At 58.5% G+C, this 26,025-nt stretch carries 25 protein-coding genes; 11 read left to right on the plus strand and 14 right to left on the minus strand.

Annotated elements, in window-relative coordinates; all coding sequences use genetic code 11:
* Positions 1-8 precede the first annotated feature (8 nt).
* Together K0B93_RS11765 and K0B93_RS11770 are read left to right on the plus strand one after the other, a co-directional pair.
* Positions 9-2,582 carry an EAL domain-containing protein gene (locus K0B93_RS11765; RefSeq protein WP_219868106.1) on the plus strand — a complete coding sequence of 858 codons (2,574 nt, stop codon included), beginning with the start codon at positions 9-11 and terminating at the stop codon, positions 2,580-2,582.
* A 167-nt stretch (positions 2,583-2,749) separates the two neighbouring features.
* Positions 2,750-4,585, plus strand: coding sequence for a sensor domain-containing diguanylate cyclase (locus K0B93_RS11770; protein ID WP_219867392.1), 1,836 nt, complete (start codon positions 2,750-2,752; stop codon positions 4,583-4,585).
* A gap of 19 nt (positions 4,586-4,604) precedes the next feature.
* Here the strand turns inward: K0B93_RS11770 and K0B93_RS11775 are convergent, their stop codons facing one another.
* Entirely contained in the window at positions 4,605-4,787 is a 183-nt protein-coding gene (locus K0B93_RS11775; RefSeq protein WP_219867393.1) for a hypothetical protein, read from the minus strand.
* Between the two features lie 273 nt (positions 4,788-5,060).
* Between K0B93_RS11775 and K0B93_RS11780 the strand changes: the two genes are divergently transcribed.
* The gene (locus K0B93_RS11780) at positions 5,061-5,666 is read left to right on the plus strand and encodes a DVUA0089 family protein (RefSeq protein ID WP_228743361.1); all 606 of its coding nucleotides are present in this window, start codon (positions 5,061-5,063) and stop codon (positions 5,664-5,666) included.
* Between the two features lie 351 nt (positions 5,667-6,017).
* Positions 6,018-8,012: a PA domain-containing protein gene (locus K0B93_RS11785; RefSeq protein ID WP_219867394.1), complete on the plus strand. Its 1,995-nt coding sequence runs from the start codon at positions 6,018-6,020 to the stop codon at positions 8,010-8,012.
* Positions 8,013-8,051: 39 nt separating this feature from the next.
* Here K0B93_RS11785 and K0B93_RS11790 read toward each other — a convergent pair whose 3' ends face one another.
* The 3 genes from K0B93_RS11790 to K0B93_RS11800 form a co-directional block, all read right to left on the minus strand.
* Positions 8,052-8,627 (minus strand): DUF6647 family protein, encoded by a 576-nt coding sequence (locus tag K0B93_RS11790; RefSeq protein ID WP_219867395.1) that lies wholly within the window; start codon positions 8,625-8,627, stop codon positions 8,052-8,054.
* Positions 8,628-8,764: 137 nt separating this feature from the next.
* Complete coding sequence (locus K0B93_RS11795) at positions 8,765-8,995, minus strand: GDCCVxC domain-containing (seleno)protein (RefSeq protein WP_219867396.1); 231 nt, start codon at positions 8,993-8,995, stop codon at positions 8,765-8,767.
* A 112-nt stretch (positions 8,996-9,107) separates the two neighbouring features.
* A complete protein-coding gene (locus K0B93_RS11800; RefSeq protein WP_219867397.1) occupies positions 9,108-10,709 on the minus strand; it encodes a winged helix-turn-helix domain-containing protein in 1,602 nt (533 codons plus the stop codon).
* A gap of 177 nt (positions 10,710-10,886) precedes the next feature.
* Between K0B93_RS11800 and K0B93_RS11805 the strand changes: the two genes are divergently transcribed.
* Positions 10,887-11,108, plus strand: a complete 222-nt coding sequence (locus tag K0B93_RS11805; protein ID WP_219867398.1) for a tautomerase family protein — start codon at positions 10,887-10,889, stop codon at positions 11,106-11,108.
* A gap of 44 nt (positions 11,109-11,152) precedes the next feature.
* On the opposite strand, the gene K0B93_RS11810 is transcribed toward K0B93_RS11805, so the two are convergent.
* Positions 11,153-11,437, minus strand: a complete 285-nt coding sequence (locus K0B93_RS11810) for a hypothetical protein (protein ID WP_219867399.1) — start codon at positions 11,435-11,437, stop codon at positions 11,153-11,155.
* A 411-nt stretch (positions 11,438-11,848) separates the two neighbouring features.
* Here K0B93_RS11810 and ggpS point away from each other — a divergent pair, with 411 nt between their 5' ends.
* The 3 genes from ggpS to K0B93_RS11825 all read left to right on the plus strand — a co-directional run bounded on the left by ggpS (position 11,849) and on the right by K0B93_RS11825 (position 16,857).
* On the plus strand, positions 11,849-14,122 hold the full coding sequence (gene ggpS / locus K0B93_RS11815) for a glucosylglycerol-phosphate synthase (RefSeq protein ID WP_219867400.1): 2,274 nt from the start codon (positions 11,849-11,851) through the stop codon (positions 14,120-14,122).
* Between the two features lie 41 nt (positions 14,123-14,163).
* A complete protein-coding gene (gene gtfA, locus K0B93_RS11820; protein ID WP_219867401.1) occupies positions 14,164-15,606 on the plus strand; it encodes a sucrose phosphorylase in 1,443 nt (480 codons plus the stop codon).
* Between the two features lie 174 nt (positions 15,607-15,780).
* Complete coding sequence (locus tag K0B93_RS11825; protein WP_219867402.1) at positions 15,781-16,857, plus strand: TauD/TfdA dioxygenase family protein; 1,077 nt, start codon at positions 15,781-15,783, stop codon at positions 16,855-16,857.
* Positions 16,858-16,884: 27 nt separating this feature from the next.
* On the opposite strand, the gene K0B93_RS11830 is transcribed toward K0B93_RS11825, so the two are convergent.
* Entirely contained in the window at positions 16,885-17,313 is a 429-nt protein-coding gene (locus K0B93_RS11830; protein WP_219867403.1) for a DUF4399 domain-containing protein, read from the minus strand.
* A 289-nt stretch (positions 17,314-17,602) separates the two neighbouring features.
* On the opposite strand from K0B93_RS11830, the gene K0B93_RS11835 reads away from it, so the two are divergent.
* Entirely contained in the window at positions 17,603-17,926 is a 324-nt protein-coding gene (locus tag K0B93_RS11835) for a DUF3135 domain-containing protein (protein ID WP_219867404.1), read from the plus strand.
* A gap of 98 nt (positions 17,927-18,024) precedes the next feature.
* Here K0B93_RS11835 and K0B93_RS11845 read toward each other — a convergent pair whose 3' ends face one another.
* The 5 genes from K0B93_RS11845 to K0B93_RS11865 form a co-directional block, all read right to left on the minus strand.
* Positions 18,025-18,162 carry a hypothetical protein gene (locus tag K0B93_RS11845; protein ID WP_219867405.1) on the minus strand — a complete coding sequence of 46 codons (138 nt, stop codon included), beginning with the start codon at positions 18,160-18,162 and terminating at the stop codon, positions 18,025-18,027.
* 85 nt (positions 18,163-18,247) lie between these two features.
* Positions 18,248-18,757 carry a methyltransferase family protein gene (locus tag K0B93_RS11850; protein ID WP_219867406.1) on the minus strand — a complete coding sequence of 170 codons (510 nt, stop codon included), beginning with the start codon at positions 18,755-18,757 and terminating at the stop codon, positions 18,248-18,250.
* Positions 18,758-19,034: 277 nt separating this feature from the next.
* Entirely contained in the window at positions 19,035-20,693 is a 1,659-nt protein-coding gene (locus K0B93_RS11855; protein ID WP_219867407.1) for a sulfatase-like hydrolase/transferase, read from the minus strand.
* A gap of 94 nt (positions 20,694-20,787) precedes the next feature.
* Positions 20,788-22,200: an ATP-binding protein gene (locus K0B93_RS11860; protein ID WP_219867408.1), complete on the minus strand. Its 1,413-nt coding sequence runs from the start codon at positions 22,198-22,200 to the stop codon at positions 20,788-20,790.
* Positions 22,197-22,922 carry a response regulator gene (locus K0B93_RS11865; RefSeq protein ID WP_219867409.1) on the minus strand — a complete coding sequence of 242 codons (726 nt, stop codon included), beginning with the start codon at positions 22,920-22,922 and terminating at the stop codon, positions 22,197-22,199. The genes K0B93_RS11860 and K0B93_RS11865 overlap by 4 nt, the downstream gene beginning before the upstream one ends.
* A 218-nt stretch (positions 22,923-23,140) precedes the next feature.
* Here K0B93_RS11865 and K0B93_RS11870 point away from each other — a divergent pair, with 218 nt between their 5' ends.
* Positions 23,141-23,494, plus strand: coding sequence for a hypothetical protein (locus K0B93_RS11870; protein ID WP_219867410.1), 354 nt, complete (start codon positions 23,141-23,143; stop codon positions 23,492-23,494).
* Between the two features lie 63 nt (positions 23,495-23,557).
* Entirely contained in the window at positions 23,558-24,082 is a 525-nt protein-coding gene (locus tag K0B93_RS11875; protein ID WP_219867411.1) for a cytochrome b, read from the plus strand.
* Between the two features lie 37 nt (positions 24,083-24,119).
* On the opposite strand, the gene K0B93_RS11880 is transcribed toward K0B93_RS11875, so the two are convergent.
* From K0B93_RS11880 to K0B93_RS11890, 3 genes are all read right to left on the minus strand, one after another.
* A complete protein-coding gene (locus tag K0B93_RS11880; RefSeq protein ID WP_219867412.1) occupies positions 24,120-24,968 on the minus strand; it encodes a sulfurtransferase in 849 nt (282 codons plus the stop codon).
* A 76-nt stretch (positions 24,969-25,044) separates the two neighbouring features.
* The gene (locus tag K0B93_RS11885; protein WP_219867413.1) at positions 25,045-25,395 is read right to left on the minus strand and encodes a RidA family protein; all 351 of its coding nucleotides are present in this window, start codon (positions 25,393-25,395) and stop codon (positions 25,045-25,047) included.
* 93 nt (positions 25,396-25,488) lie between these two features.
* A complete protein-coding gene (locus tag K0B93_RS11890; protein ID WP_219868108.1) occupies positions 25,489-25,953 on the minus strand; it encodes a GNAT family N-acetyltransferase in 465 nt (154 codons plus the stop codon).
* Positions 25,954-26,025: the final 72 nt, after the last annotated feature.

Raw genomic sequence — 26,025 nt, forward strand, 5'->3', positions numbered from 1 at the left:
TAGCGGTGATGTGTTTATTGGCCTGGAACGCCGTTCAGGCGGAAACACGACCCATTGTCGTGGCCGGGGCCGCACCCATCCAGAGCCACTTCGATTACTGGGAGGACCCCGAGGGCCAAGCCGATCTCGAGCAGGTCGTCGGTTTGCCCGACACCCAATGGCAGGCCAAGCCCTCCGGCAGCGCCACCTTTGGCATGACGCCCTCCACCTACTGGCTTCGGTTTGCCGTCACTAACCAGACCCCAGACACGCTGAACCTGATTGCCGAGCTCGCGTACTCGCAACTGGACGACGTGATCTTTCACGTATTCTCGGGTACCGAAAAGGTCCACGAATTCAGAACCGGCGATACCCGCCCATTTTATCCGAGGGAAGTTGAACACCCCAACATGTTGCTGCGGTTCGCGCTGGCCCCGGAGCAGACAAAGACCCTGTATGTCCGGGCCGAAACCGCAGGCCCGATGATTCTGCCGCTGCGGATCTGGCGAGAAAACCAGTTCTTTGGCGCCGCCTCCAACGAGCAGAAGCTGCATTTCTTCTATTACGGCTGCCTCACCGTCATCATCCTGATCAACCTGGCGGTGTTCCTGACCCTGCGGGAGCGCCTGTATCTGTATTACGCGCTGGCCATTTCCGGCTACCTGCTGTTTTTTGCGTCCAGCAAGGGCTACAGCTTCCAGCTGCTGTATCCCGACGTCCCGTGGCTGCATGCCCGGGCCTTGCTGGCCTCGATGCCGATCCTGGCCCTGTTCTCGGTGCTGTTCTGCCGCACCTTCCTGAAGATCCGGTCCCACAGCCCCCGCCTTGATCTGGCCATGCGGGCGATGATCTGCTTTGAAATCGTCAACTTCGCCTGTGCCATGGTGCTGGACTACAACAGCGCCATGAAGCTCTCTGCCATCTCGGCACTGGTCTTCTTCTCGCTGCTGTTCGTGGCCGGTCCCATTACCTGGGCCGCGGGCGTTCGGGCCGGCGCCTTCTTTACCCTCGCCTGGACCCCGCTGACCGTGGGCGTGCTGGCCACCGCTGGCCGGGCGCTGGGGTTTTTCCCGGTCAACTTCATGACCGAGTACGCCATGCAGATCGGGTCCGGCCTCGAGGCCTTCATTCTGACCCTGGCACTGGCGGATCGCCTGTACCGTGAACGGGAAGAGAAGATCAAAGCCCAGGCGGACAGCCTGCGAAAAGAAATTGCCCGCAACGAGGCCCGGAACAAACTGAACGAGGCCATGACCCATGACCCGGTTACGGGCCTGCCGAACCGGAACCGGTTCGAATGGATGGTCAACCAGCAACTGGAGCGGGACCCGAGCGGCCAGTACATGGTCGGCGTGGCGCGGATTACCCGGCTGGATGAAATCAACCGAACCCTGGGCCTGAGTCGCAGCGAACGCTTACTCCGGCGTCTGGCCGGGCAAATGACCATGCTGGCGGGTCAGCTGCCGGTTGTGCTCGGCACCCAGGATGATCAGGGCCGGGAGGAATGCGTCTACCAGTTGTCCGGCGACTGCTTCGGGATCCTGGTCAACGCCGACAAGGCGACGGACAACTTTGCGGGGCTGAACGAGGCGCTCGGGCTGCTGTCCGAGCCTATCCTGCAGGACAATCTGGCCATTGAGCTGCACCCGAAATTCGGGGCCGCCAGTTTCCCGGCCCAGGGCGAAAACGCGGCCCAGCTTATCCGGAATGCCCACGTTGGCATGGAGATCGCACCCCGGGGTCCGTTCGCCACCGGCCTGTATTCCCCGGCTTTTGACATCTACAGCGAAAGCCGGCTGACCCTGATGTCGGACCTCCGGGAGGCACTCCAGAACAATCAGACCGAGCTCTACTACCAACCCAAGGTGTGCCTGAACAGTGGTGAGATCGTCGGTCTGGAAGCCCTGATTCGCTGGCATCATCCCGAGCGGGGGTGGGTCTGCCCGTCGGATTTTGTGCCGCTTGCCGAAGAAACCGGGGTTATCAGGCAACTGACCCACTGGGCAATCGGCGAAGGCATCCGGGACCTGGCCGGCCTGCTCAGGGAGCACCCCTCCCTGACACTGTCGATCAACATCTCGACCCGGGACCTGGCATCGCGGGAGCTGGGCGAGCGGCTCTCTTCCGTGCTGGCCCAACACACTGTTGATGCCGAACGCCTCACCCTGGAACTCACCGAAACCGCGGCCATGGAAGACCCGGAAAAAGGCTTGCGGGCACTCAAGGCCCTGGCCGATACCGGGCTCCGGGTCTCCATCGATGACTTCGGCAGCGGCTATTCGTCGCTGTCGTACCTGAAACGGCTGCCCGCGTCGGAAATCAAACTGGACCGCTCACTGATCACCGACATCTGTGCCAGCGAAAGCTCCCGGGTGATTGTCGAAACGGCGATCAATATGGTGCACGGTCTGGGTTACAGGGTGATTGCGGAAGGCGTCGAAAACGAGGAAACCGCGCACCTGCTGCGGGAGATGGGCTGCGACAAACTGCAGGGCTTCTGGCTCTGCCATCCCCTGCCGGTAAAGGAGCTCAAGAACTGGCTGGCGGAGCACAACGAAGCCCCGGTCAGAACCAGGGCTTATTCCAGAATACTGACCAATTGAGGCTGCCCATTTTTCACTCTTGAGCCGCCAACGCTGGCCAGGCCAATTCGCTGCAGTGCCTGAGTACCTGAGTACCGGACGCGACGCCGATTCCGCCCAACCAGACTGCCGTAGACACAGCCCACCCCCCCGTTTATTCTTTTACCGGGCTTCCAGTAGTGACCACCATGACCAGTCAACCCTCCTTCACCCTCCGGGCCATTCTCCTACTCCTGCTTTTCTGGCTGTCCGCGACCGTGTTTGCCAATACGCCGATCACAGTGGGAGAGAACGAGCGGGGAGACCAGAAAACCGGCCACGCCCGGGTGTTGCACGACAGCCGGGGCGATCTAGACCTTGAGCAGGTGCTGTTGGCCCTGGAAGCGGGTGAATTCGGCCCACTGGCGAGTGCGGGCTCCACCGGCCTGAAAACCGGGGCCTACTGGAGCCACTTCCAGCTCCGGAACCCCTTGCCCCGGGCCCTGACACTGCATCTGGAATACGTGGACCACCAGCTCATCCAGCTGGACGCGTTCAGTCGGCCCCTCGGGGACGGCGACTTCACAGGGGTGGCCAGCCTCTCCATGGAACGGCCGTTCTCCCACCGTTTGGTTGAACACAACCGGTTTGTCGTCCCCGTCACCCTGGCGGGCAATGAAACCCGGGAAGTACTGATTCGCTTCGGCTCCAGAGAAAGCGGGTACGCCTTTCCCAGCATGCGCATCTGGTCACCGGAACAGCTTGAGGCCCAGCAGTTGCGGGAGACCACCCTGGTCGGTTTCCTGTTCGGCGGTTTCTTCCTGATGGCCATATTTGCCCTGATCGCCGGGGTGGTCAGCGGAAAGGTGCTGTTCTTTGTTTACTCGCTCTACGCCCTTTCGAAAATCAGCTGCTGGGCTACGATTCTTGGCTACACCCACCAGTTTTTCCTGCGCGATCAGTTCCACTGGAGCCTGATGTCGAGCAGCGGCGCACTGACCATCCTGCTGGGGCTGACGTTTGCCCGGATGTTCCTGCAAACCCGCCAGTACACCCGCCGCCTCGACTACGTCATTCTGTTCATGACCGCCAACGCCGGCCTGCTTCTGGTTGCCGCGGTGTTCCAGATCAAAATCCTTGCCCTGGTCACCATTACCCTGGCGCTGCTGCTGTATCCGGTGGTTATCGTGGCCGGCCTGGTCCGTTGGCGCCAGGGCCAGACCGAAGCCGCCTTCTTTTCCCTGGCCTGGAGTTTCCTGGTCATGGGGCTGTTTATGCAGGCGTTCCGGGACCTCGGGCTGGTGGAGCACACCCTGTTCAATTATTACTGGCCGCCCGTAGCCTCCTTCTCGGAAATGCTCACCATCATGTTTGCCATGGGGTTTCAGATGCGCCGGGTATACCAGGACAAGAAAAGCACCGAGCGCCAGTACCGGGAGCACCTGGAGCTTTCAAAATCCAGGCTGGAAGCGGAGGTGCGGGTTCGTACCCGGGAACTGGAACAGGCCAAACGGGCAGCCGAGCTGGAAGCCCGTACCGATCCCCTGACCGGCATCCTCAACCGCCGGAGCTTCCTGCACGATGCATCGCTCCGGCTCAAGCTGGCGCAGCGGAAACAAAAGGCCTCCTGCCTGTTCATGATTGATCTCGACCATTTCAAGCGCATCAACGACACATGCGGCCACAGCACTGGCGACGCGGTCTTGTGCCAGTTCACCGACACCATCCGCCAGAGCATCCGGGCAACCGACGTGTTTGGGCGACTGGGTGGCGAAGAGTTCGCGCTCCTCGTGGAAGAACCGAGGGACTCTGCCCATGCCCTCGCAGAGCGCCTGCGCAACGACATTGCCGGTATCGAGATCCTCACGGGTGACAAGCCCCTGATGCTCACCGCCAGCATCGGTCTGGCCTTCACCGAGGGCGAGGCCACCATCGAGGACCTTCTCATGCTGGCGGATGGGGCGATGTACCAGGCCAAGATGGACGGCCGGAACCGGGTGGTTGGCACTCAAGGTTACATAAGAATTGATGATTGTTTGCGTTAACGTCGATAAATCAATGAACTCAGTGAAAAAACAGAGCCGCCAGATAAATAAAAATGGTTTTAATGAAAAACCAGAAGATGAGCACGAAGATCAGGCTGATAAAAGTGAACTTGTCCTCCAGGGACAGCCAGAGCAAAAACGCGACCAAAACACTGGCCCACACTGCAACCATGTAAGCCAACACGACCGTTTTATCTTTCATGAACAGAGAATCCATGCCGTTTACCGTCCAGCATAGTTCTTCGCGTTCCCCTTCGCGAAACCACTGATTATTCCACCCAACCCCTTACTCGAGGCGTCAGCCTGTTTTACAGGTTCGGAGTTTGTGCCGGTACCCGCCCCACCCAAAAACCCCTTAACCCCATGATATTGATAGCTTATACCATCCCCGGCTGAGCATTTGCTTATACAGCGGTGCGGTGGCCGGACAGCCACCGTAACTATCTAAAAAGGAAAGATTTTCTAGGGAGCTTTTATGCACAGGATGACTGCACTGATAGCCGGGACCGTTCTGGCTGCGTCCAACGTGGTAACCGCCGCGCCGATCAATTTCACCGGCGAAATCGATTACCACAATGATGTGATCTACACCTACTTCACCCTCAATACCGACGCCAACGATGTGCGTGTGTGGACCGATTCCTTTCAGTCCGGCACCAACTTCGACCCCATCACCGCACTATGGCAGGCGGACGGCACGCTGATCGACGAGAATGACGACAACGACAGCATTAATCCAGCGACCCAAACCAGATTTGATTCCGGTTTCTCTTTGGCCAGCCTGAGCGCGGGAGACTACATCTTTACCGTTGCCACCTACGCCAACTTTGCCAACGGCGGCATGCTGAGCAATGGTTTCAGCTACGATGGCGAAACCCCGATTGCCCTGGAATCCTGGGATCAGCCGGCCAACGACATCGACATGGGGCCTTTCTGGAGCGTCTGGCTGGATGGCGTCTCGAGCGCCAGCAACCCCAATGACCCGAGCGATCCGTCCAATCCGGTGCCCGAACCGGGCACGCTGGCACTGATAAGCCTGGGCCTGCTCGGCCTGAGCGTGAGAAAAACACGCAAAGTGTGAACCAGTCCCCCCGGCAATCCCCGGGGGCTTACACGCCCCACCTGGAAAACCTGCCTCGCGGTGAAGTGATCAATTGCCTATGTATCAGCAGGTTAACACTTCCGGTGAATCATACTGGACAATCTTAAAACCGCCGATTTAGAACAAAAAAATCTGACGATAAGCCAGAAGCTACCAAATCAACTAAGGCACCACAGCAATCCCTGCTATGTTTCCTTCGGGTATTGATTTTGGGAGTAATACCTGGTGCACAGTAAAAACAATTAAAACCATGGGACTGTCATTGCACTGATTCCACCAGAAAGCCGCGTTAGATCAGGGATGACGTCTCTAACCAACAGGGATTGCAACATGGCTATAACTCGCGCTTGGCGCCCACTGGCGGTGGTCGCCCTGTCTGCATCACTTGCGACTCACGCATTGGCAGACGAACAACACGTTTCGGACGGCAGTAAAGCCGACAACAAGAACCTACTACACGATTCGCCACTGCCGGATGGCCACATTCCGGCCAATGTAAACTACGGTTTCGAAGTCATCGGCCGCGATACGCTCGCTGGCATTTCCAACGGTCTTTATACAGACGTCTGGGCACATGACGGCTACGCCTATATCGGCACCTTCCAGGAGCCCGACTGCACCCGTGCCGGTGTCTTCATTTCAGACATCCGTGACCCGGCCAATCCAGTCACGGTCGGCATGATCAAATCCCCGCCGGATACCCGGATCAATGACGTCAAGGTGACCCAGGTTGGTGACCGGGATGTGCTGATCCACTCCCTGGAACCTTGCGGCCTCATCAATGGCAACGGCACGAGACAACGAGGCCAGTCCGGGATCGCCCTCTGGGATGTCACCAATCCGGCGCAACCCCACCCACTGAAACAGAACTTTCTCGATTTTCCGGTTCACAACGTTTTTCCGTGGACCACAGCAAGCGGCAACACCTACCTGCTGATCGTCGATGACGTCGCCCTCGACGACCTCAAAATCGCCGATATCACCAAGCCTCAATCGCCCGAGCTGATCACCACCACGGGGATTGAGACCTGGCTTGCCACCAACCCGGAGATCACCAACGACGGCCAGCTGTTTATGGGTAGCTTCGGCGCCCCGTTGCTTCACGACATCTGGGTCAACGACATGGACCCGGGGCCAGGTGAAAATTGGCAGGCGGTGCTCTCCTACTGGGACGCCGGATTTGTCACGCTCGACATCAATGATCCCTATAACCCGGTGTTTCTGGGTGATTCCACCTATCCAGATCCGGACCCTGTAAACGGTACCTCCCCGCCGGAAGGCAACGCCCACGCAGCTGTCTTTGCTGGCCCCAACTTTGACAAGATCTTTGCGGGCGACGAGGACTTCGATTCCCTGTTCACTGCAATCACCGCCGATGGTGAGTCCTACCGGGCCAGTCAGGGCAGCGATGTGCCCCAGATCGGACCGGGCGCGGATATTACGGAGCTGACGGAACAAACCGCGTTTGTCGGCCTGGCCTGCGGTGACACCCTGACACCAGCCGCCGAAGTGGGCGCAAGCATTGCCCTGATCGAACGCGGGGCCTGTGCCTTTACCCTGAAAGCCCAGACCATTGAGGCCGCCGGCTACAGCGCGGGCATCGTCTTCAACTCGGCAGCACCTGGCAACTGCGAAGCGTCGGTTTCGATGCTGGTGGAGGCGAACATCCCGATGCTGTTCGTGCCGCGTTCCTCGGGCTTTGCGATCCTCGGCATCGATGGCTACGACCCGAATCTCTGCCCCGATGGGGAGGGCTCCAACCCGGCACTGCCTGCTCCCGCGTCACTGGGATTGGTGGCTACGCTGGGCGCCGTCTTTGATGGCTGGGGCTATTTCCACACCCTGAACAACACTTCAACCCAGGTCAGGGTCCCACTCGGTATGGACGGCGAGACCGTCACCGTGGATTACCTCGGTGAGATGGGCTACTACGCTCCGGCCGAAGCCACGGATCCGGCACTGGCCTCAGGCGCCGGCGACCTGACCATGCACAACCTGGAGATCGATCCGGCAAATCCGGACCGCACCTTCATCAGCTGGTATTCTCTGGGCATGCGAGCTGTGGAGTGGCGCCCTGGCCACCTGCATGACAACAGCAAGGGCGAAGGCGTCGTGTCCTGGAACATGCACGAAGTCGGGCGCTTTATTGCGGGCGAGGAATACGGCGAAGCCGCCGGCTCCAATTTCTGGGGTGTTCATGTCACGGAAGTGGACGGTGAGCAGTACATCCTGGGCACTGACCGCAACACCGGGCTGTGGATCTTCCAGTGGACCTGTGAAGATGCCACCGACGTGCTTTACTGCAACGGACCGGCAACGCCCTAATCCATAGACCACTCCCGGGCGGTGCAACGCCGCCCGGGATTATCGAGGCGAAGCCTCCAGCATCCGCAGAGTTTTCTCATCGACATCCAGTTGCCTCATCCCGTCGGGCACCCCGTTTTGCTCAAGCCACTTCAGCTGCGCCCTGAGTGCTTCGGCCTCCATGGCAGGCTTTGAACCCCTGAGGTTGGGAGGCAGGTTTTGCACCTGAAAATGGTGCATAAGCTCGTGCAGGAGGTAACTGTTGTCCAGGAGACTGTCGGAATCAAAGCTGGTATTCAGGTAAATCACCACCGATCGGGCATCATAGGCCCCTCGAATACTGGGCAGAAGGTCATGGGAGAAGCCCGGGAAGCTCAGCTCTGCCAGCTCAATCTGGGTTTTGAACTCGATGTCCGGCAGCTCGGTTTCCGAAAACCGGGTTTGCCCGATGATCCAGTCGCTCAACGTGTCGGCCAAAGCGGATAACTCAGGCGCCCGAGCATTGTGAGGCTCGGCCTTGGCACCGGCTACCGGTACCAGAATCACCACCAACCACAGTAAAAACACCCAAACGGTGATCGCCGATTGGCTGGCCGCATCAGACTGCACCGGTGCGTTAGCCCTGCCCAGTAACATGAGGAATCCCTTCCACAAGGTGTTGTCGTGGATGGTGGTCTGTCCTGAAAGGCTAGCACATGACTGGCGGTACAGGGTGACAGCCCGACAATGCGAGGCGCCTCTTCTCCGCAAGCCGCTCTGACCAATCCCCCTAATCAGGAGGCATGGGTGCCCGGGTCACAGCAGCCAACCCCCTGCTGCATTGGCGGGCAGACAACCGTGCCGTACGAGCAGAAAACACAGCAGTCACCTTCCTTCGGCTTCAGCAATGCCTTGCAGGCCTCGCACTCGTAGAAGTACTGGCACGCGTCTGTCGGCATCACTTCCATTTTCTGATGACCACACTCGGGACAGGTAAGGGTGGATTCCAGAATCACCTCGGCCATGTTTGTCTCCTTGGGGCAGCCTGTGCGACCGCTTTGAGTGTCCGAAGAACAATCAGATTTATTGCACCATACCACGGCGGCAGGTACCAAGGCCGACACCCCTCGAGTGCCTCTAGGTGGGCAGCCCAGCCAGCAAGCCCCCTTTTTGCAATAACGCCATTTCGGCCCGACTGGCAAAGCAGGCGATCTCCCTCTGGCCCAGAGTCGGCCGGATACGACGGGCATCGCTCAAGGCATCGACTGCCCGTGGGATGTTGCCGTCGTGAATGTGGGCAATGGCGAGCACTACTCTGGGCAGGAAAATCCGGTCATCACAACGACAGGCATCACTGGCGGTCCGAATCGCGTTGTCGATCTGGCCGAAATTGAGCATTCCCCTGGCAAGCAACGCGCCCCAGGCCGAGCGCCGATTATCACGCGGGCTGATCTTCATGCCCCGGAGCATAAAATCGATGCCCTGAACATCGCCCTGGCGAATCATGGCAGCCCCCAGTGCGGCCGTCGCCTGGGCATTACTCGGATCCAGTTCCACGGCGCGACGTAACATGCCGACGCCCCGTTGCAGGTCCCCCATATCGGCAAACGCACAGCCGGCATAGCCCAGGACATCGGTGTCCTGGCCGTCCAGAGCCACGGCTTTTTCAGCTGCCTGGGCGGCCTCAATGAGCCATTCGTGCCCACGGATGAGCCCCACCAGATGACCAATGGCGATAATCAGAGCCAGATAGGCGTGGGCAAACGCGAGTTCCGGATCCCGCTGGATCGCTTGTCGCAGGAGGTTGGCAGCTTCGGTGAAACTTTCCTCACTCCAGCCTTTTTGGCCAAGAATGGCGTGCCCCTGGCGATACAGGGCCCAGGCACCCAGATCCACCGTGCGTCGCTTTCGGAGCTGGCTCAATTCAGCCCGATTGAGTTCGGGCTCAATTCGGCTCACGATCTCGCGCACCACCTCCTCTTCCAGCGCGTTCAGGCTTTCGGCCGGAATCAGTTTCCGGTCCGACCAGAGCATGCTGCCGCTCGCCGCGTCCAGGAGCTGGACCCCGACCCGCAGATTGTCCCCCATGGCCCACACCGAGCCTTCAATGACGTAGTCCACCCCCAGCTCTCTTGCGATGTGCTGAATGCTCACTTCCCGCGGGTGGTACTGGGACGCAGTATTGCGAGACAGCACAAGAAAACCGGGAATGCGGGCCAGGTGAATACTGATGTCTTCACTGAGCACTTCCGCAATCCAGGCGGTCTGGTCAATGCCCACGCCGTGAGAGAACGGAAGCACCGCCAGCACGGGCTGCTCTTTCTCCCGTTCATTGCGGGACGAAAACAGGCAGGCGGCGGCCAGCTCCTGATGCGCCTCGGCAGCGCTCTGCTGCATGGCATCTGACTCAGAGTCCGGGGCAAGGGGATCGGGGGCATCAATGTCGGCCACAAAGCGATAGCCCCGACGATTGAAGGTGGCAATGAAGCCCTGTGTCTGCCCGTTATCCCCCAGGGCCTGGCGGGCAGCTTTGACGGCACTGCTCAGAGCGGATTCGCTGACAACCTTGCCCGTCCAAAGCTGGTCCAGCAGCTCCGTCCGGCTGACGATACGGTCGCGGTGAGTCACCAGATAGGTCAGCAAATCGAAGACAAGCGGCTCCAGGGGCTGGGCTACGCCGGCACGACGCAGCTGGAGCTGATGGGTGTCCAACTGAAAATCAGAAAAACTGAAAATCATGGATCGAGTCCGCTATGACTAGCTGTTTATAAAATTAGCAGACAACACCCCGAGATTCTCCACATATTCCCCACACTCACCCCAAGTATGGTCCGGGGCAACCCCGTAGACTGATCTCAAGTTGTTTCACACGCCGCCCATCACGGGAGGCTTTCAACCAGAGCAAGGAGAACGACCATGCCATTAGTCACCATCAACCTGATCGAGAACGTATTCGACAAGACACAGAAGCAGGAGATGATCGCGAAAGTCACCGACGCCATGGTGGGTATTGAGGGCGAAGCCATGCGAGGTCTGACCTGGGTAGTCATCAAAGAAGTCAGCGAGGGGGAATGGGGAATCGGAGGAAAACCCCTCAGCAGTGACGATGTCCACCAAATCCAGGCGGCAGCGGGTTAAGATCGAGTAAGAACGAGAGGGGCCGGTCACTCGACCGGCCCCTGTCAGCCGAGACGGGAAACACCCTCAATCTCTGCCACGGTTTTCGCATCCGCGCGCTCGATAATTTTCACCAGAGTTGACTGGATCATTTCATCCTCCCGGGCATCCCTGTCACTGGCAAACGTTTGCTTCTCGGGCTCGGCGTTTTCTTCCGAAATGAATGAAATAACGACTTCCGTTGCCGTATCCGGCGTTTTGCCGAAGTACTCCAGCGAGATCAGCGGATACCCGTGAAAGCCTTTCTTAACCTGCTTTGCGATGCGTTTTTTTGCTTTATCCACATTCATAACTGGGGCCTGATGGTCGCCAAAATGGTAAGGAAGGAGCGCTCGGCATCCGCGATAGCTTGCCCGACATCTGCTGCTCCATGAGCGCGCTGAAGTCAAAGTTAGCGGCTTTCCGCACCGGCGGATACTCCCAAAACGATAAATAAAGTGTCCAGCGGCGCAACCCAACAGCCCCGAAATAACGCACAGGCTGCATGGCCGCACTGTTATGGCACCACACAGGCCGGTTGTGTTGAAAATAACCAGCATCTTCGGACTGGCCACACGTCCTTGTTTTCAGGACACTATTTGTACAATTCATGAACAAAACCCGCACCCGAAGGCCGAAGCCCGGTACAAAACCTGCAAGTACTGCTGTCAGAGTCCTCAGATTCAGGACCAACGGAAATACTCAGACAGGAGTGCACCACCATGCTGCTCGCCACCGATCTGGACGGAACTTTTCTCGCCGGTGATCCGGACCATCGCCTCAGGCTTTACCAGTTGATCGCGGCCCACCCGGAAATCCAGCTGGTCTTCGTGACCGGTCGGGGGCTGGAATCGGTATTGCCCCTGCTCTCCGACCCGACCATTCCGGAACCCGATTACATCATCTGCGACGTGGGCTGCACCGTGGTCCACGGCGGCTCCCAACAGGCAATACAGCCGTTGCAGGGGAAAATCGACGAACTCTGGCCCGGAGAACAATTGGTCGAGGCGGCCCTGACGTCCTTCGAGGGCCTGCAGCGCCAGGAGGTCCCCCAGGAAAGGCGTGTGTCCTACTTCTGCGACAGCGCCGCGGCAAGCGACGGCCTTCGGGCCCACGTGGAAACCCTGTCCTGCGATGTCCTGTTCTCCGGGGGCAAGTACCTGGACATTCTGCCCCGGGGCGTCAACAAGGGCAGCACCCTGAGCCGGCTGGTTGAGCACCTGGGGGCCGATCCGGAATCGGTTCTGGTCGCCGGCGATACCCTGAACGATCTGTCGATGTACCAGCAGAGTTTCAAAGGTGTGTGTGTCGGGTCTTCCGAGGGCGGCCTGCTGGAGGCCACCGAACACCAGGCGCGGGTGTTTCACGCAGATGCGAACGGCTGTGGCGGGATTCTGGAGGCTTTCGAACATTTCGGCTTTCTGGGTCATGCCGGCATAGACGCCGAGATCCCGGACACCATGCGCTCGGGTAAGTCGGACCTGGTGATCGTTTACCATCGCCTGCCCTATGAAGAGGTGGTGGAGAATGGCGAACTGATCCGGCGCCGGCCGCGCTCGCCGAACGGCATCATCCCCACCCTGCTGAGTTTCTTTGCCGGCGGCAAGGCAGGGTCCTGGGTCGCCTGGTCCATTGACGATCCCGACCTTGGCCCGTTCCAGACCCACACCGAGGTGGACACCGGGCGCTACGAAAAGCTCGTGGCCGCCCGGGTGCCGTTAAGCGCTGAAGATGTCGACATCTTCTACAAACGGTTTTCAAAAGAGGCGTTCTGGCCGACCCTGCACACCTTCTGGGAGCGGGCCACCTTCCGGGATGACCACTGGCAGGTCTTCCTCAAGGTCAACAAGCTCTTTGCCGAACGCACCGCCGAGGAAGCCGCGGAAAACGCCGTGGTCTGGATTCACGATTACAACCTGTGGATGGTCCCCGCCTTCCTGCGGGAACTGCGCCCGGACGTGACCATCGCCTTTTTCCACCACACCTACTTCCCGTCCGCCGATGTGTTCAACGTGCTGCCCTGGCGGCGGGAAATCATCGGCAGCCTGCTGCAGTGCGACCACATCGGGTTCCATATTCCGAGGCAGGCCGAGAACTTCGTCGATGTGGCGCGGGGCGTCACGCCACTGGAGGTCACGGCGAAGGCAGGCTGCGCGCCACGCTTCCTGACCTACGGCTGTGCCGTGGGCCTGGACGAGATGAGCGTCGAGATTACCGTGAACGACCGCAAGATTGGTCTCGGGGCCCACCCGGTCGGGCTCGACCTGAGCCGTGTTCGCAACGCTCTGGCCGATGACGACGTCAAAGCCCGCATGGAAAGCCTCCGTGAGGAACTGACCGATATCCGGCTGATCCTGTCCGTGGAACGACTCGATTTCACCAAGGGCATTCTGGAAAAGCTGCACGCCTACGAGCGGATGCTCACCGAGAATCCGGAACTGGAAACCAAAGTCACCCTGATGATGGTGTGCGTACCCGCGGCCAAGGGGATGACCATCTACGAGGAACTGCTCTCGCAGATCGAACAGACCGTGGGCCGCATCAATGGCCAGTTTGCCCAGGTGGGCTGGACCCCGGTGCAGTTCTTCTTCCGGGCACTGCCCTTCGAGGAACTGGTGGCCTATTACACCATGGCGGATGTGATGTGGATTACGCCGCTGCGGGATGGTCTGAACCTGGTCGCCAAGGAATACATCGCCACCCAGGGCCTCACCAAGGGCTGCGGCGTGCTGGTGCTCTCCGAGTTTGCCGGGGCCGCAGCCGAGCTCCGGGGCGCCATTCTGGCCAACCCCCACCACCCCCAGGACCTGGCGGACACCTGCTACTACGCCCTGGCCATGAGTCCGGGCGAGGCCAGGAACCGGTTGAGCGAGGCCTTCGAAGCGGTCTGCCGCTATGATATCGAATACTGGGGTCAGGAATTCATCGACGCGGTGGAACAGCGGCGCATCAGCAAGCTAAAGAAAGTCGTACCGCTGGGCCAGAGCGCGGCTTGATCGGTACTAATCCCCGGCAGTGATGACCCAGGAGTCCAACCATGCTGCTCAAAAATGCAGTGCAGCTGATCTGTTACCCGAACCGGATTGGCAAGGATCTGAAAGATCTCCACACCGTGGTGGAGAAATACCTGCCGGAGGCAATCGGAGGGCTGCACATTCTGCCGTTTTTCCCGTCCAACGCGGACGGCGGTTTCTCGCCGCTGACGCACAAGGAGGTGGACCCGGCCTTCGGCACCTGGGACGACATCGAGGCGTTCACGCAGAAATACGACCTGTGCGTGGACCTGACCGTGAACCATATTTCCGACGAATCCCCGGAGTTCCGGGACTTCATTGCCAAGGGTTTCGATTCCGAGTACGCGGACCTGTTCGTGCACGTGGACAAGTTCGGCGAGATCTCCCCGGACGACATGGCCAAGATCCACATCCGCAAAGAGAAGGAACCGTTCCGGGAAGTTACCCTCGCGGATGGCACCAGGACCCGGGTGTGGTGCACCTTCACGGAACAGCAGATTGATCTCAATTACGAGTCCGACCTGGCCTACAACCTCATGGAAAGCTACATCGGCTTTCTGACCTCCAAAGGCGTAAACCTGCTCAGGCTGGACGCCTTCGGCTACACCACCAAGCGCATCGGCACCAGCTGCTTTCTGGTGGAGCCCGAGGTGTACCGGATCCTGGACTGGATCAACGAGGTGGCCCTGAAACACGGCGCCGAGTGCCTGCCGGAGGTGCACGACCACACGAGTTACCAGTACGCCATCAGCCGGCGCAACATGCACCCCTATGGATTTGCCCTGCCGCCCCTCCTGCTCTACTCGCTGCTGGATGCCAACAGCGTGTACCTGAAGAACTGGCTGCGCATGTGCCCGCGCAACATGGTGACGGTGCTGGATACCCACGACGGCATCTGCATACCGGATGTGGAGGGGGTGTTGCCGGACGAGAAAATCAGGGTCCTGATCGACAACATCGACGCCCGCAGTGCCGACCCGATCCTGCGCCGCTCGGCTGCCAACATCCATAGCGTGGGGGCCATCTACCAGCTCACCTGCACCTTCTACGACGCCCTGATGCAGAACGACGACGCCTACATTGCTGCCCGGGCGATCCAGTTCTTCACCCCCGGCATCCCGCAGGTCTATTACGTGGGGTTGCTGGCCGGCTGCAACGATCAGGAACTGATGGAGAAGACCGGCGAGCTGCGGGACATCAACCGGCACTATTACAGCCTCGAGGAAGTGGACCAGGACATGCAGAAGCCAGTAGTACAGCGCCTGCTGAGCCTGATGAAGTTCCGCAGCAATTACCCGGCCTTCGATGGCCACTTTGAGCTGAACTACTCCAACGACTCCAGCGTCGCCATGGCGTGGCGCCACGGCGACTATTACTGCCGCCTGTTCGTCGATCTGAACTTCAAGACCGTGAAGATCGAATACCGTGATGTGGAAAGCGGGGAGACGAAGCATCTCGTTTGCTAGGGACCAGCTCCGTTTCACCTGCCCCGTGCAGGCTCACACGCGCGCCTTGTTGCGTCGAACATTCCTGCCCGTTGATTGAAGCACAGGAAAAAGCGTTGAGTTGATCACCCCCTTGTCTGTGTCACTCACTGCGTTAGGCTGTGTGTAAATTGACCAGCGAGGTGAGTCACGATCATGGAACACGTATCCGAAGACACCAACGGGACACCACCGACCCTTCCTCCGCTAGACCCCGAGCGCGTTGCCCTGATCGAGAACGAGGGTTTAACCCTCAAACAACTCGAACCACTGGGCGTTGAGATATACGGCGCAGATGTCCGCTCGGAGCTTCCGAAACCTGTCATCGAGGCTTTGGAAGTGGAAATGGCGAACCGGGGCTTCATCGTCTTCAAACACCAGACCGATCTCTCACCCGATGAACTGATCAACGCCAGCAAATGGTGGGGGGCGCACGAAATCCATTCCACTCACGGCGTCCATCCCGCGACGCCTGACAGGAACCGGCACATCTTTCGCTGCTCCAACGACAGCCGCTATGGAATCCTCGGGGTGGGCCCCCAGTGGCACAACGATGGCAGCTTCGAGGCGGCGACCTTCTCACATTCCGCCTATTACATGGCCCGGGCGCCGGAGCGCGGGGGCGGCACCCACTTCGCTCACCAGGGCGCAGCCTTTGATGCCCTGCCCGCGGACAAGCAGGCGTTCTGGCAGCGCCTGGTATCGGTCAATTCTGCGTCAAGCGTGACCCATCCCGTGGTCCACACCCACCCGGTTTCCGGAAAAAAAAGCGTGTGGCTTCACCTGGGTATGACCGGGGCCGTTCTCGAGCGGCTGCCGGAGGATGGGCTCTCGATCGAGGAGCTGCAGAAGGAACCGGCAACCGCCGACAAATTCCGGCTGCTGAACGACGCCGAAATGAAGGAGCTGTTCAACGACTACAACGATCTGATGAACGACTCGTTCGAGAAGGGGTACGGGATACGCTACCACTACGACAACGGCGATCTGCTCTTCATCGACAACTGGGCCGTCGCCCACCGGGCATCGCCCGAAGCCCATATGCCAGCCGGCGAGCAGGGCCTGCGGATCATGGATCGTGTCACGATTAAATCCAAACGGGAATTAGCACCTCACTTCGGCTTGCCAACCTACATCAACATGTCAGGCCCCCATCCATTCAATAAGGATGGCGTTTGGCAAGCCGGTGGCGTGGGGTTTCGCTGGAAAGACGATATCCGCCTGCAAAACTGACCGGGAACCAGCTCACCCCGGGCTCAATCATTCAACCGTAATCGTGATCTGCTCGGACATGACGGGCGGATTGTGCGGCACATGCACATGGTTACCCAGCAACAGTTGCAAGGTATGCTCGCCGGGCGGCAGCGTGAGCTCGGTTTCCGTTTGCCCGCCGCCGAAATGCCGGACCTGATCGGTGGCGGGAAGTGGCTGGCTCAAATCCGTCGGTACGTCGGTATCGATCAGCAGGTGGTGATGTCCCGTCCCCTCTTTCTCCACCCCCGCAGGCGCAACCTCCATATTCCGCAAACCAAACACGACCTTGAAGGTACCCTCAACCGTTGCACCATCGTCTGGCTGGACGAAATACGCTTCGGCATTTTCCGGGGCTTGTGATCTCATTTCCTCAGCGAACGCGTGTACTGGCGCGAGCACCAAAGTTGAAAACAAAACGATTGCGATCCTTTTCATTTCACGTCCTCCTTTGCATTCGTCAAAGCTGAGTATAGTGGGCAAAGTGAGGTGCCGCCGGCGAACGCCGATCGTTAACCAAGAGTTCCGTGACGGCCGACGTAGGAAGATTGACGTCGTTAGACCACAAGCTTGATTCCGGAACCCGCCGAGGCTTAACTGAAAGTGTCCCAGCTTTTTTTCTGCGAGGTGAGGAAGCTAGATTCCGGACTGTCGAACGCGGGTTACAGGGACTTTGAAAAGCAGTGGTGCAGTACTTGTTACTTGAATCCAGGAAGGGAGGCAAGTTATGGAAATGCCCACGTTCGACGCGCTCAAGGATCTGGCCCAACGCGATCCGGAAGGCTTTGAGAGATTACGCGCGGCAGCGATCGAAGACTGTATTCGCCGCAGTTCGGAGTGCAATCAACGGCGGCTACGGGGCCTGCAGTTTGTGATCGAGGCCCGGCGCCGGATGGCCGGCAGCCCCATGAAGGCCTTGTTGGATATTCACGCGATGATGTACGACTCGTTACTCGGCCTGCAACAGGCCCTGCTGGTCCAGCAGCGCCCGTGTGCGCCAACGACACCGACAAGCGCGCGAGTCCTGCGCTTTCGATCGCATCGGTCATAAGCCTGCAAAGACGTTGATCCGTGAGATGGGTGCAGTCGATATACGGGAAATAGAGATGAAGCAGGGAAACAAGATTACGAGCGTATTGGCCTGGACATTCATCTGAGCGGCGCCCGACCAGGGCGTCCAGCGGCCATGGAAATCGCCTTCATGCCCGGGGCATCAAGGTTGGCGCCATCGCGAATCATGAACTGTCTGCGCTCTTCCTCGGACAGCTGAAAAAACTCCGGTTTCATCCTGGAAAAGAATAGTCTGACTATCGGATTGTTGTTTTTATGGGAAACCTGCCATGCAGTGTGTATTTCTTCCTGGAAAATAATGTCAGTAAATCCCTGGAATCAACCGATAGCGCACACGTTGCGCATAGTCGCGATAACCCGGCAACTCGTCCTGTAGAGTCTGGTCTTCCAGCACCGTTCTGATCACCGCAATGACCAGCGCCACCGCCGCCGGAATCAGTGTCCACAGTGAGTTCAAGGCCAGCACGATGCCTGCCAGTGCCACAATGTTTCCGGCATAGCCCGGATGTCGCACAATCCTGTAAGGGCCGCTGTCACACACCACATGCCCTCGCTCCACCTGAATGCGCACAACGCTTGAGAAAAACCGGTTCTCTATCAACGCCCACGTAGCGAAAGCGTATCCGAGCGCGGTCAGGAGGAAGCCGAGCACAATGAGCCCCAACGGAATTACCGGTGACCAGCCAAAGCGATGATCCAGCCCGGCGACAATAACCAGCGGAAAACTCAGGCTCAGGGCCATCAACGGCGCAAGTACTTTGTCCCAGGCTTTTGCGCTCTGGGCCTTCTCCATATTTTGTCGTTCGGCCATCAATCCCGGATGCCGCCTTTCCGCCCAAATGTGGCCCCCGAGGCCGACCACAAATATCAGTAGGGAATAGGCCCACCCCTGCCACCAACCAAGATCCCCTCCGCACACCAGAAGGACAAGTGGTATTAAAAGATACAACACCACCAGCCTGGCCCACTGATGAGGGGACGCTGCCTGGGCTACCTGTGAATCATCTGCAACCGACGACATAACATGACCCCAAAATCACGTAATTTTTGGTGTAGGCGCAAGCCCGAATAATGGGAATAGATTCTGGTCACTGACCATCATCGTTATCTGTCGGAAATATCGAGCGCCATTGTCTGACCGATCCACGGCCAAAGGCGTCTCCCACAAAAAACTCCGGCGCAGTGCCGGGAGGCTCGCTCAGAGATGCGCCATAATGGCTTGTCACCCATGAATCATTGTAGCCGGCAAACATAAGGAGCGTCGGGAATACCTGAAAGTGGCTGGTTCGGTCATAACCGGTCGCTTGAGCCACCTTTAACCTTTCCAGAGGTCCCGCCACGTTGGAGAAGACCATCATGGGCACAATACCCTCGAAACGGTTCGCTCTCGGCCTGCAGTGTGTGGCCAATGTCCCGTCATCGACGATGTTTTGCCCATGATCACTGGTATAGACGATGACGTACTTCCTGAATTCGCCGCTTTCGGATAACAAGTCCCTGAACCAATCATCGACGCTCCAACGCAGTCCGTTCATGTATGAATTCAGGGATTTTTCCTGATCGTTCATTGGCTCCCCTGGTTCAAGCACCGGGGTGAAGAGAGTGGACGCCAGGGGGTAACTCCGGAAGTACGGGAAGTGGATGCCATACTTATTCAGCATGATAAAGGTCTTGCCGGGTTGCTTGAGCAGCGCGATTAACGTGTCACGGGCAACGCCGTCACTCTCAAAGGCGGTTTCCTGGCGAAGCCTTAGCAGATCGTCGATGAAGCTGGCTTCGTGGTCATTCATGAAGTTCTGGTAGTTCGCCCACGTCTCGGCACTCTGCGCATCCAGGTACACATTTGAATAGCCTGCCCGACGGGTGAATTGCCAGATCGTCGGTGTCTTCAAGCTCATTTGATCCCGGTCCGGGATCGCCTCTTTTCTAGCGCCCGTCCTGAGGATGAGGTTGGAATAATCACTGCAGTTTGACGCGGAAGCAGCCAAACCGAAATTCACCAGCCCCCCTTCCACCGAGCTGAGATAGGGGGTCGTATCCTTGCTGTATCCATTGATGCCCAGAATGTCTGCACGGATACTTTCATCGACAATCAGAACAATTTTCTCGACCTGCGATTCGAAAGAACCGGAGTAGCTGACCCCGGATCGCTCACCACTGAAAAGCTCGCTTTGGCCCGCAAATACAAGCAGTGCCGGCACCCTGAAAAAAGAGGGATATCGATCAAAAATGCCATCGCTACGTAGCAGAGCGATAAAGACAAGCAGTACGGTGATGACTGGAACGGCGTAGAACTTCCCCGGAATATTCAGTTTGAAAAGACCAGGCAGACGTTCGACGAAAAGAATAAGCGGTACAAGGACGATGAAGAGCGGCAGTACGGCCAGGCCAATATTCTCAACCACGGCCCCGGCCCACCATTGAAAGTAACTTGCGATCAGGTCTGCCTGCTGGAAATCGATAGGCGCGTTTGAGACAAGGAAGGAGCCAATATTGGAAAGAAAGAAAAAGATAAAAAACGGCAGGGTGATTTTTCGGAAAAGACTGCGGTCACTGAAAAAGACCAGGAACACTCCTGCCAGACTCCACAGGAACACCATCACCGACAGGAGGAGCTCGGTTATCTGGCCTTGACTCCACAGGAACTGAAACGGGTAGAAAAAGTCGTAGAACATCCCGAATTCTACGAGCAAAAGAAGTGAAACCGCCGCGAGGCTGATGGTCTTTCTCAGGCTGAGTTTTGACATGGATTCCCCGCCACCAGAAGTAACCGATACCAACAACTGGGCACAATGACAGCGCAACAAAAGCGGATGCGGCCAGGGCAGGCGCAGGCTTTAATCACACAGGCAGAGTTACTGACACCCGAAGGCCTTTCCCATTCGGACCCGCCCCTAGACGGATGTCACCGCCCATACCCCGAATCAGGGTGCGGGCGATGGCCAGGCCCAGGCCTGCGCCGCCGGTTTCCCGACTGCGTGACTGTTCCAGCCGGTAGAATGGTTCGAAAACCCGTTCCCGTTCGGCTTCAGGAATACCCGGCCCCTGGTCGACGATGGTGACAACCGCCTCCGAGTCCGTCGTTTCCAGTGTAACCTCCGCCTGCTCGCCATAATTTACCGCGTTCTCAATCAGATTACGCAGGGCACGTTTGACGGCTTCGGGCTGCCCCTGGAGCACACATCTCGGGCTGTCTTCGCAGTGGACCGCCAGGCCCATTTCCTGAAGATCACCGCAAAGACTGTCCAGAAGGGTGGCCAGATCATAGCGGCGATGCTGTTCGGTGGTGCTGCCCCGGATGAAATCGAGCGTGGCTTCGGCAAGATGCTGCATCTCGCTGAGCGAATCGAGAAGGCGGTCCCTGTCCTCGCCTTCGGGCATCATTTCCACCCGCAGCCGCATGGAGGTGATGGGGGTTCTGAGGTCATGGGCCAGGGCCGCCAGCAGTCTTGCCCGGTCCTCCTGGGCCCGGCCAACCTGATCCTGCATCTGGTTAAAGGCCCGGGTTACCTCACGGACGTCCTCCGGTCCCTTTTCAGGAATCCGGACTTTTTCACCCCGCCCGAAAGCGTGCGCCGCCCTGCTCAACTCGTTCATTGGCCGAAGGATTCGACGGACCGCCAGCAACAGGGTCAGCGTGAGCAGCACAGCGGTAATGCCAACGCTGGTGAGCGTGGCCTTCAACCACAACCAGGAGGGCGCCGGTGGCCGGGCACGGGCGTTGAACCATTGGCCGGAAGACAAGGCCAGGGAAACCCCCAGGACCGGTGGGCATTCGTGACGTTCATCGCGATGGTCGTCATCGTCACGGTGTTCCTCATACTCGTGATGCTCATCATCCTCATTGTCGTGGCGTTCACGGTCCCGATGGGCATCGCGACCGGGCAGACAGTCGTCTTCGTCAGCCTCCATGGCCGTTCGCACCCGGTCCACCGACAGACCCAGTTCGTCGGCCAGCCGGCGCGTCATACCGGGGGCCCGATCCTCGGGAAGATATGGCGCAGAATCGATGGACAGCCGCAGGGTTGGGCTGGAGAGTGCCCGCAGGATACGCTCCTGCCGATCCGGGTCTGTGGTATCAGCCAGGGTGTAGCCATCGGCCACCCTCTGGAGGACGTGCTCCAGGCTGGCACTGCGCAGGGCACCCTGGCGCTCGCCAGCAAGGATAACGATGGTGATAATCTGGGCCACCAGCAGCACCAGAATCAGCAACAGCGCCAGCTGCCCGCCGGCGCGCCGGGGCCACAGTCTCATTTTTCAGCCCCTTCGACCGCAGCGATCCACTGGTAGCCCCCACCCCAGATGGTCTTGATCAGCCTGGGGCTACGGGCATCCGGATCGATCTTGCGACGCAGGCGGCTGACATGGTTATCAATGCTCCGGTCGAAGGCATCGGCCTCTCTGCCGAGCGTAAGGTCCATCAGCTGATCCCGGGATAACACGCGGCCGGCGTGCTCCAGGAAGGCGAGCAAAAGTTTGTATTCAGCCGTACTCAGCGAAACTTCGACACCTTCCGGATCAACCAGTTGATGGCGGTCGACGTCCAGCTTCCAGCCTTCGAACGTCAGGCACTGCCCAGCCATAGGGCTGCGTTGGGGTGGCAGCGCCGTGGTCCGGCGCAGAACCGCCTTGATGCGAGCCAGCAGTTCCCGGGGGTTGAAGGGCTTGGTGAGGTAATCGTCGGCCCCCATTTCCAGACCGACAATGCGATCGGTTTCCTCGCTCATGGCGGTCAGCAGAATCACCGGCAACTCGGTGTGCTCACGAAGGTAACGGCAGAGGGTAAGGCCATCATCGCCGGGCATCATGATGTCCAGTACAACCAGGTCGACGGAATGCTGTTTTAGTTGGCGCTTCATGGCATCGCCCCCATCCGCCAGCAGCACGCGCAGGCCATGCTCCTGAAGATAGCGACCGACCAGATCGCGAATGTCTCGATGGTCATCAACCACCAGGATTGCGGGAGTGTCGCTCACTCGTTACTCCGTTGAATTACCGTCTGCCCTGATTATAGGGGAGTCGACTTCCCGCTTGGGCGCGATCTTGTCAAAAACCGTCGCAATTCGCGGTCTTGCGACAAGTTGCGACAAAGTCGGCGCATCACCGAGACAATTCTGCGACGTTTCCTTGGTGCAATAACTCCCGACCAACGATGACATTCCGTCATGGGTTTTACCAACCAGGGAGTTCGACCATGAAGAAAACCACCACCATTGCTGCCCTCTCCGTCGCCGCGCTGCTCAGCGCCTCGCCACTGCTTGTGTCTGCCGATGACGACTACAGGAGAGGTGACTGTGGTGATCGTTACGAGAATCGCCACCACAGTAAAGCCATGGGGTCAGATCTCAAGCAGTACAGCACCGAAGAAATGCGCATCATGGCCTATGGTCAGGCGCTTAAACGCTTCGGCCCAGGCGTGGATGTGTCCGTTGAGGAAACTTCCGATGGCACCTACCGGGTACAGCTTCGGGATGCCGAGCAGAATCTGATCCGGGAGCAGGAGTTCAACCAGTACGGTGCCTCGGTTCGCGGCGCACGCCGGGACTGATTGCCATCAGCCAGCGCGGGGCACTTCAGGTACCCCGCCACCCTCTGATCAAGGAGAATCCCGATGACATTGATGGACGCTGACAACCGTTATGGTGCCGTTTCCCGGGCTGTGCACTGGATAATGGCGGTTCTGCTGCTGGTTATGCTCGCCAGTGAGGTCTGGTTTGAAGCTTTGGAACACATCCTCTCCGAAGCCTCTCTTATGGGCTGGCACCAGAGCCTGGGCCTGACTATCTTCGGGCTGGTGATCTTTCGTGGCCTGTGGCGATGGCTGAACCGCTCGCGTCTGTCACCACCCGCGCACTGGGCCACCATCGCGAAACTGGGGCACCTCGTGCTTTATGCCCTGATGATTCTGATGCCGCTTTCAGGCCTCGCCACGTCTCTTGGCGAAGGCGATCCCGTCACTTTTTTCGGCTGGACAGTCTTTGGCTACGGCCCGGAAGTGGAGTGGCTGGAAGACAGCGGAGAAGATGTACATGAGGTACTGGCGAACCTGCTTTGGCTCATGATCGGCGTACACGTGGCGGCTGCCCTGGCGCACCAGTACATGCTGGGAGACCGCACCATGAAACGCATGGCCTGACTACCCATAATCGCTTGATAAAAACCTGCCGTCGGGCTTAGGCCACCGGCAGCGATTCGTCGCTGCCCCAGTCCGCCCAGGAACCATCGTACAGTGACAGCTGGTCATATCCCGCCACCTCGGCCGCCAGAAGAATGATGCAGGCGGTGACTCCGGAACCACAGGAAAAGACCAGTTGGTGCCCGTTGCCAGGATGAAGGTTCGGAGCAAGGTTTTTAAACGTTTCCGCCAGCTCACTGGCCGGTTTAAAACGGTAACCTTCCAGCACCTCGGTAAACGGAAGGTTGAGGGAGTTAGGGATATGGCCACCACGCACACCCGGGCGGGGTTCCGGCGCCTGTGCCAGGAACCGCGCCCGGGATCGCGCATCAATAACGGCCACTTGCTCGTCTTCCAGATGCTGTAAAACGTAGGCGGAATCCCGAACCCGGCCGGGATCAAGATTGCCCACCATGCTGCCGGAGGAAGCCGCTTCTCTAACCGGCGCCGACACGGTATCGCGGCCTTCCGCTAACCACTGTGGCAGGCCACCATCCAGCACGAAAACCTGCTCAAGACCCATCGACCGCAGAATCCACCAGGCCCGGGGAGCCGAATAGATTCCCTGGTTGTCGTAGAGCACCACCAGGCTGTTGGGCGTAATGCCCAAGCTGCGAACTTCCTGCGTGAACTGTTCCTCCGTGGGGAAGGCATGGAGCTGGGAAGATCCGGTATCGCAAAGGGTTCCCTCAAGATCAATCTGGTAGCTACCCGGTATCCACACCGGGTGATCGTATACGATGGGCTCCTTACCAATAACGGTGGCCATACTCGCGTCGATCAGAACCAACCGCTCGTTATCGAGGTTTTCCTGCAGCCAGTCAGTGGTTACGAGAGGGGACGCCATGGTGTGCTCCTGACAAAAATGAAAATTGGAGTCTGGTTCTGAAGCGCGCCGGAACGCCGGATCTTCCCGATTATCCTCAGGAGGTCGCGGCAATCACCGAAATTTCCACCAGCAACTCCGGAGACGCCATCTGAGCCTGCACGCAGGCCCTGGCCGGCGCCGTACCTTCAGGCACCCAGTTATCCCAGACCTCGTTCAGGGCCTGAAAATCAGCCATGTCCGCCAGGTAGATCGTTGCCGACAGGATTTTGTCTCGGCCGGAACCGGCAACTTCCAGCAACTCGTCCACCTTTTCCAGCATCCCGGTTACCTGGGTACGAATGTCGCCGTTCCTGTCCTTGGCAACCTGGCCGCAAAGGTAAGCGGTGCCATTGTGTTTTACGATCTTGCTCATTCGGCTGTTCGTGGAAATGCGCTCAATGCTCATGGTGACGGCCTGATTGGGGAAAGTAGTGACTATATAACCAGTAACTGGGGCGTGGATAAAGCCGCTTATTACGCGAAAACGAAGCCGTGCGTCTCACGCGTCCGCCTTCCATGACTGGTTAGGGCCGTTGAGCTCTTTGGCATAAACATTCGTCGTTTTCGCAAGCTCAAAACCGATCGAAGGGTAAAACTCATGCGACTCCAAACGACGCACATTCGAGCGAACGAGAATTCGTGAGAGACCCAAATTTTGAGACCACCCCTCAACAGCGTCTACCAGCGACTGTCCTATGCCCAACCGCCTATAACTTGAGCGCACGACCAAGCCAGTAATTTCGGCGATAAATCCCTGACCCAGCGATATGCGCCTTTCTACAGCAGCCCACCCAAGAACCGAATCATCAGAAACGGCCACGAATAACTGATGATTTGAGGATTTCATTATTTCTTTGAGCCACTCAAGAGTTTCGAGCTCGCTGGCTGGGTGCCCCCATTCCAGAACTAACTCGTGTATCCCTTTTAGGTGTTCAGTGTTTGCAGCCTTAATCGAAACTTCCATATTCACCCAAGAGACCTAACGTTCGGCATAACGGGTAGCAAAAAGTGACGCGACAAAGAAGCGACACGTTTT

The organism is Marinobacter sp. F4218 (assembly GCF_019443085.1).
In the GTDB taxonomy this organism is placed as follows: Bacteria; Pseudomonadota; Gammaproteobacteria; order Pseudomonadales; family Oleiphilaceae; genus Marinobacter; species Marinobacter albus.

Excerpts from the sequence above, each read along its gene's own strand:
- K0B93_RS11885 (WP_219867413.1), bottom strand. The coding sequence starts at position 25,395 with ATGAGCATTGAGCGCATTTCCACGAACAGCCGAATGAGCAAGATCGTA.
- K0B93_RS11870 (WP_219867410.1), top strand. The coding sequence starts at position 23,141 with ATGAAGAAAACCACCACCATTGCTGCCCTCTCCGTCGCCGCGCTGCTC.
- K0B93_RS11825 (WP_219867402.1), top strand. The coding sequence starts at position 15,781 with ATGGAACACGTATCCGAAGACACCAACGGGACACCACCGACCCTTCCT.
- K0B93_RS11790 (WP_219867395.1), bottom strand. The coding sequence starts at position 8,627 with ATGTTACTGGGCAGGGCTAACGCACCGGTGCAGTCTGATGCGGCCAGC.
- K0B93_RS11890 (WP_219868108.1), bottom strand. The coding sequence starts at position 25,953 with ATGGAAGTTTCGATTAAGGCTGCAAACACTGAACACCTAAAAGGGATA.
- K0B93_RS11860 (WP_219867408.1), bottom strand. The coding sequence starts at position 22,200 with ATGAGACTGTGGCCCCGGCGCGCCGGCGGGCAGCTGGCGCTGTTGCTG.
- K0B93_RS11800 (WP_219867397.1), bottom strand. The coding sequence starts at position 10,709 with ATGATTTTCAGTTTTTCTGATTTTCAGTTGGACACCCATCAGCTCCAG.
- K0B93_RS11830 (WP_219867403.1), bottom strand. The coding sequence starts at position 17,313 with ATGAAAAGGATCGCAATCGTTTTGTTTTCAACTTTGGTGCTCGCGCCA.
- K0B93_RS11855 (WP_219867407.1), bottom strand. The coding sequence starts at position 20,693 with ATGTCAAAACTCAGCCTGAGAAAGACCATCAGCCTCGCGGCGGTTTCA.
- K0B93_RS11780 (WP_228743361.1), top strand. The coding sequence starts at position 5,061 with ATGCACAGGATGACTGCACTGATAGCCGGGACCGTTCTGGCTGCGTCC.
- K0B93_RS11775 (WP_219867393.1), bottom strand. The coding sequence starts at position 4,787 with ATGAAAGATAAAACGGTCGTGTTGGCTTACATGGTTGCAGTGTGGGCC.
- gtfA (WP_219867401.1), top strand. The coding sequence starts at position 14,164 with ATGCTGCTCAAAAATGCAGTGCAGCTGATCTGTTACCCGAACCGGATT.
- K0B93_RS11835 (WP_219867404.1), top strand. The coding sequence starts at position 17,603 with ATGGAAATGCCCACGTTCGACGCGCTCAAGGATCTGGCCCAACGCGAT.
- K0B93_RS11795 (WP_219867396.1), bottom strand. The coding sequence starts at position 8,995 with ATGGCCGAGGTGATTCTGGAATCCACCCTTACCTGTCCCGAGTGTGGT.
- ggpS (WP_219867400.1), top strand. The coding sequence starts at position 11,849 with ATGCTGCTCGCCACCGATCTGGACGGAACTTTTCTCGCCGGTGATCCG.
- K0B93_RS11810 (WP_219867399.1), bottom strand. The coding sequence starts at position 11,437 with ATGAATGTGGATAAAGCAAAAAAACGCATCGCAAAGCAGGTTAAGAAA.
- K0B93_RS11875 (WP_219867411.1), top strand. The coding sequence starts at position 23,558 with ATGACATTGATGGACGCTGACAACCGTTATGGTGCCGTTTCCCGGGCT.
- K0B93_RS11765 (WP_219868106.1), top strand. The coding sequence starts at position 9 with ATGTGTTTATTGGCCTGGAACGCCGTTCAGGCGGAAACACGACCCATT.
- K0B93_RS11880 (WP_219867412.1), bottom strand. The coding sequence starts at position 24,968 with ATGGCGTCCCCTCTCGTAACCACTGACTGGCTGCAGGAAAACCTCGAT.
- K0B93_RS11845 (WP_219867405.1), bottom strand. The coding sequence starts at position 18,162 with ATGAAACCGGAGTTTTTTCAGCTGTCCGAGGAAGAGCGCAGACAGTTC.
- K0B93_RS11850 (WP_219867406.1), bottom strand. The coding sequence starts at position 18,757 with ATGGCCGAACGACAAAATATGGAGAAGGCCCAGAGCGCAAAAGCCTGG.
- K0B93_RS11770 (WP_219867392.1), top strand. The coding sequence starts at position 2,750 with ATGACCAGTCAACCCTCCTTCACCCTCCGGGCCATTCTCCTACTCCTG.
- K0B93_RS11805 (WP_219867398.1), top strand. The coding sequence starts at position 10,887 with ATGCCATTAGTCACCATCAACCTGATCGAGAACGTATTCGACAAGACA.
- K0B93_RS11785 (WP_219867394.1), top strand. The coding sequence starts at position 6,018 with ATGGCTATAACTCGCGCTTGGCGCCCACTGGCGGTGGTCGCCCTGTCT.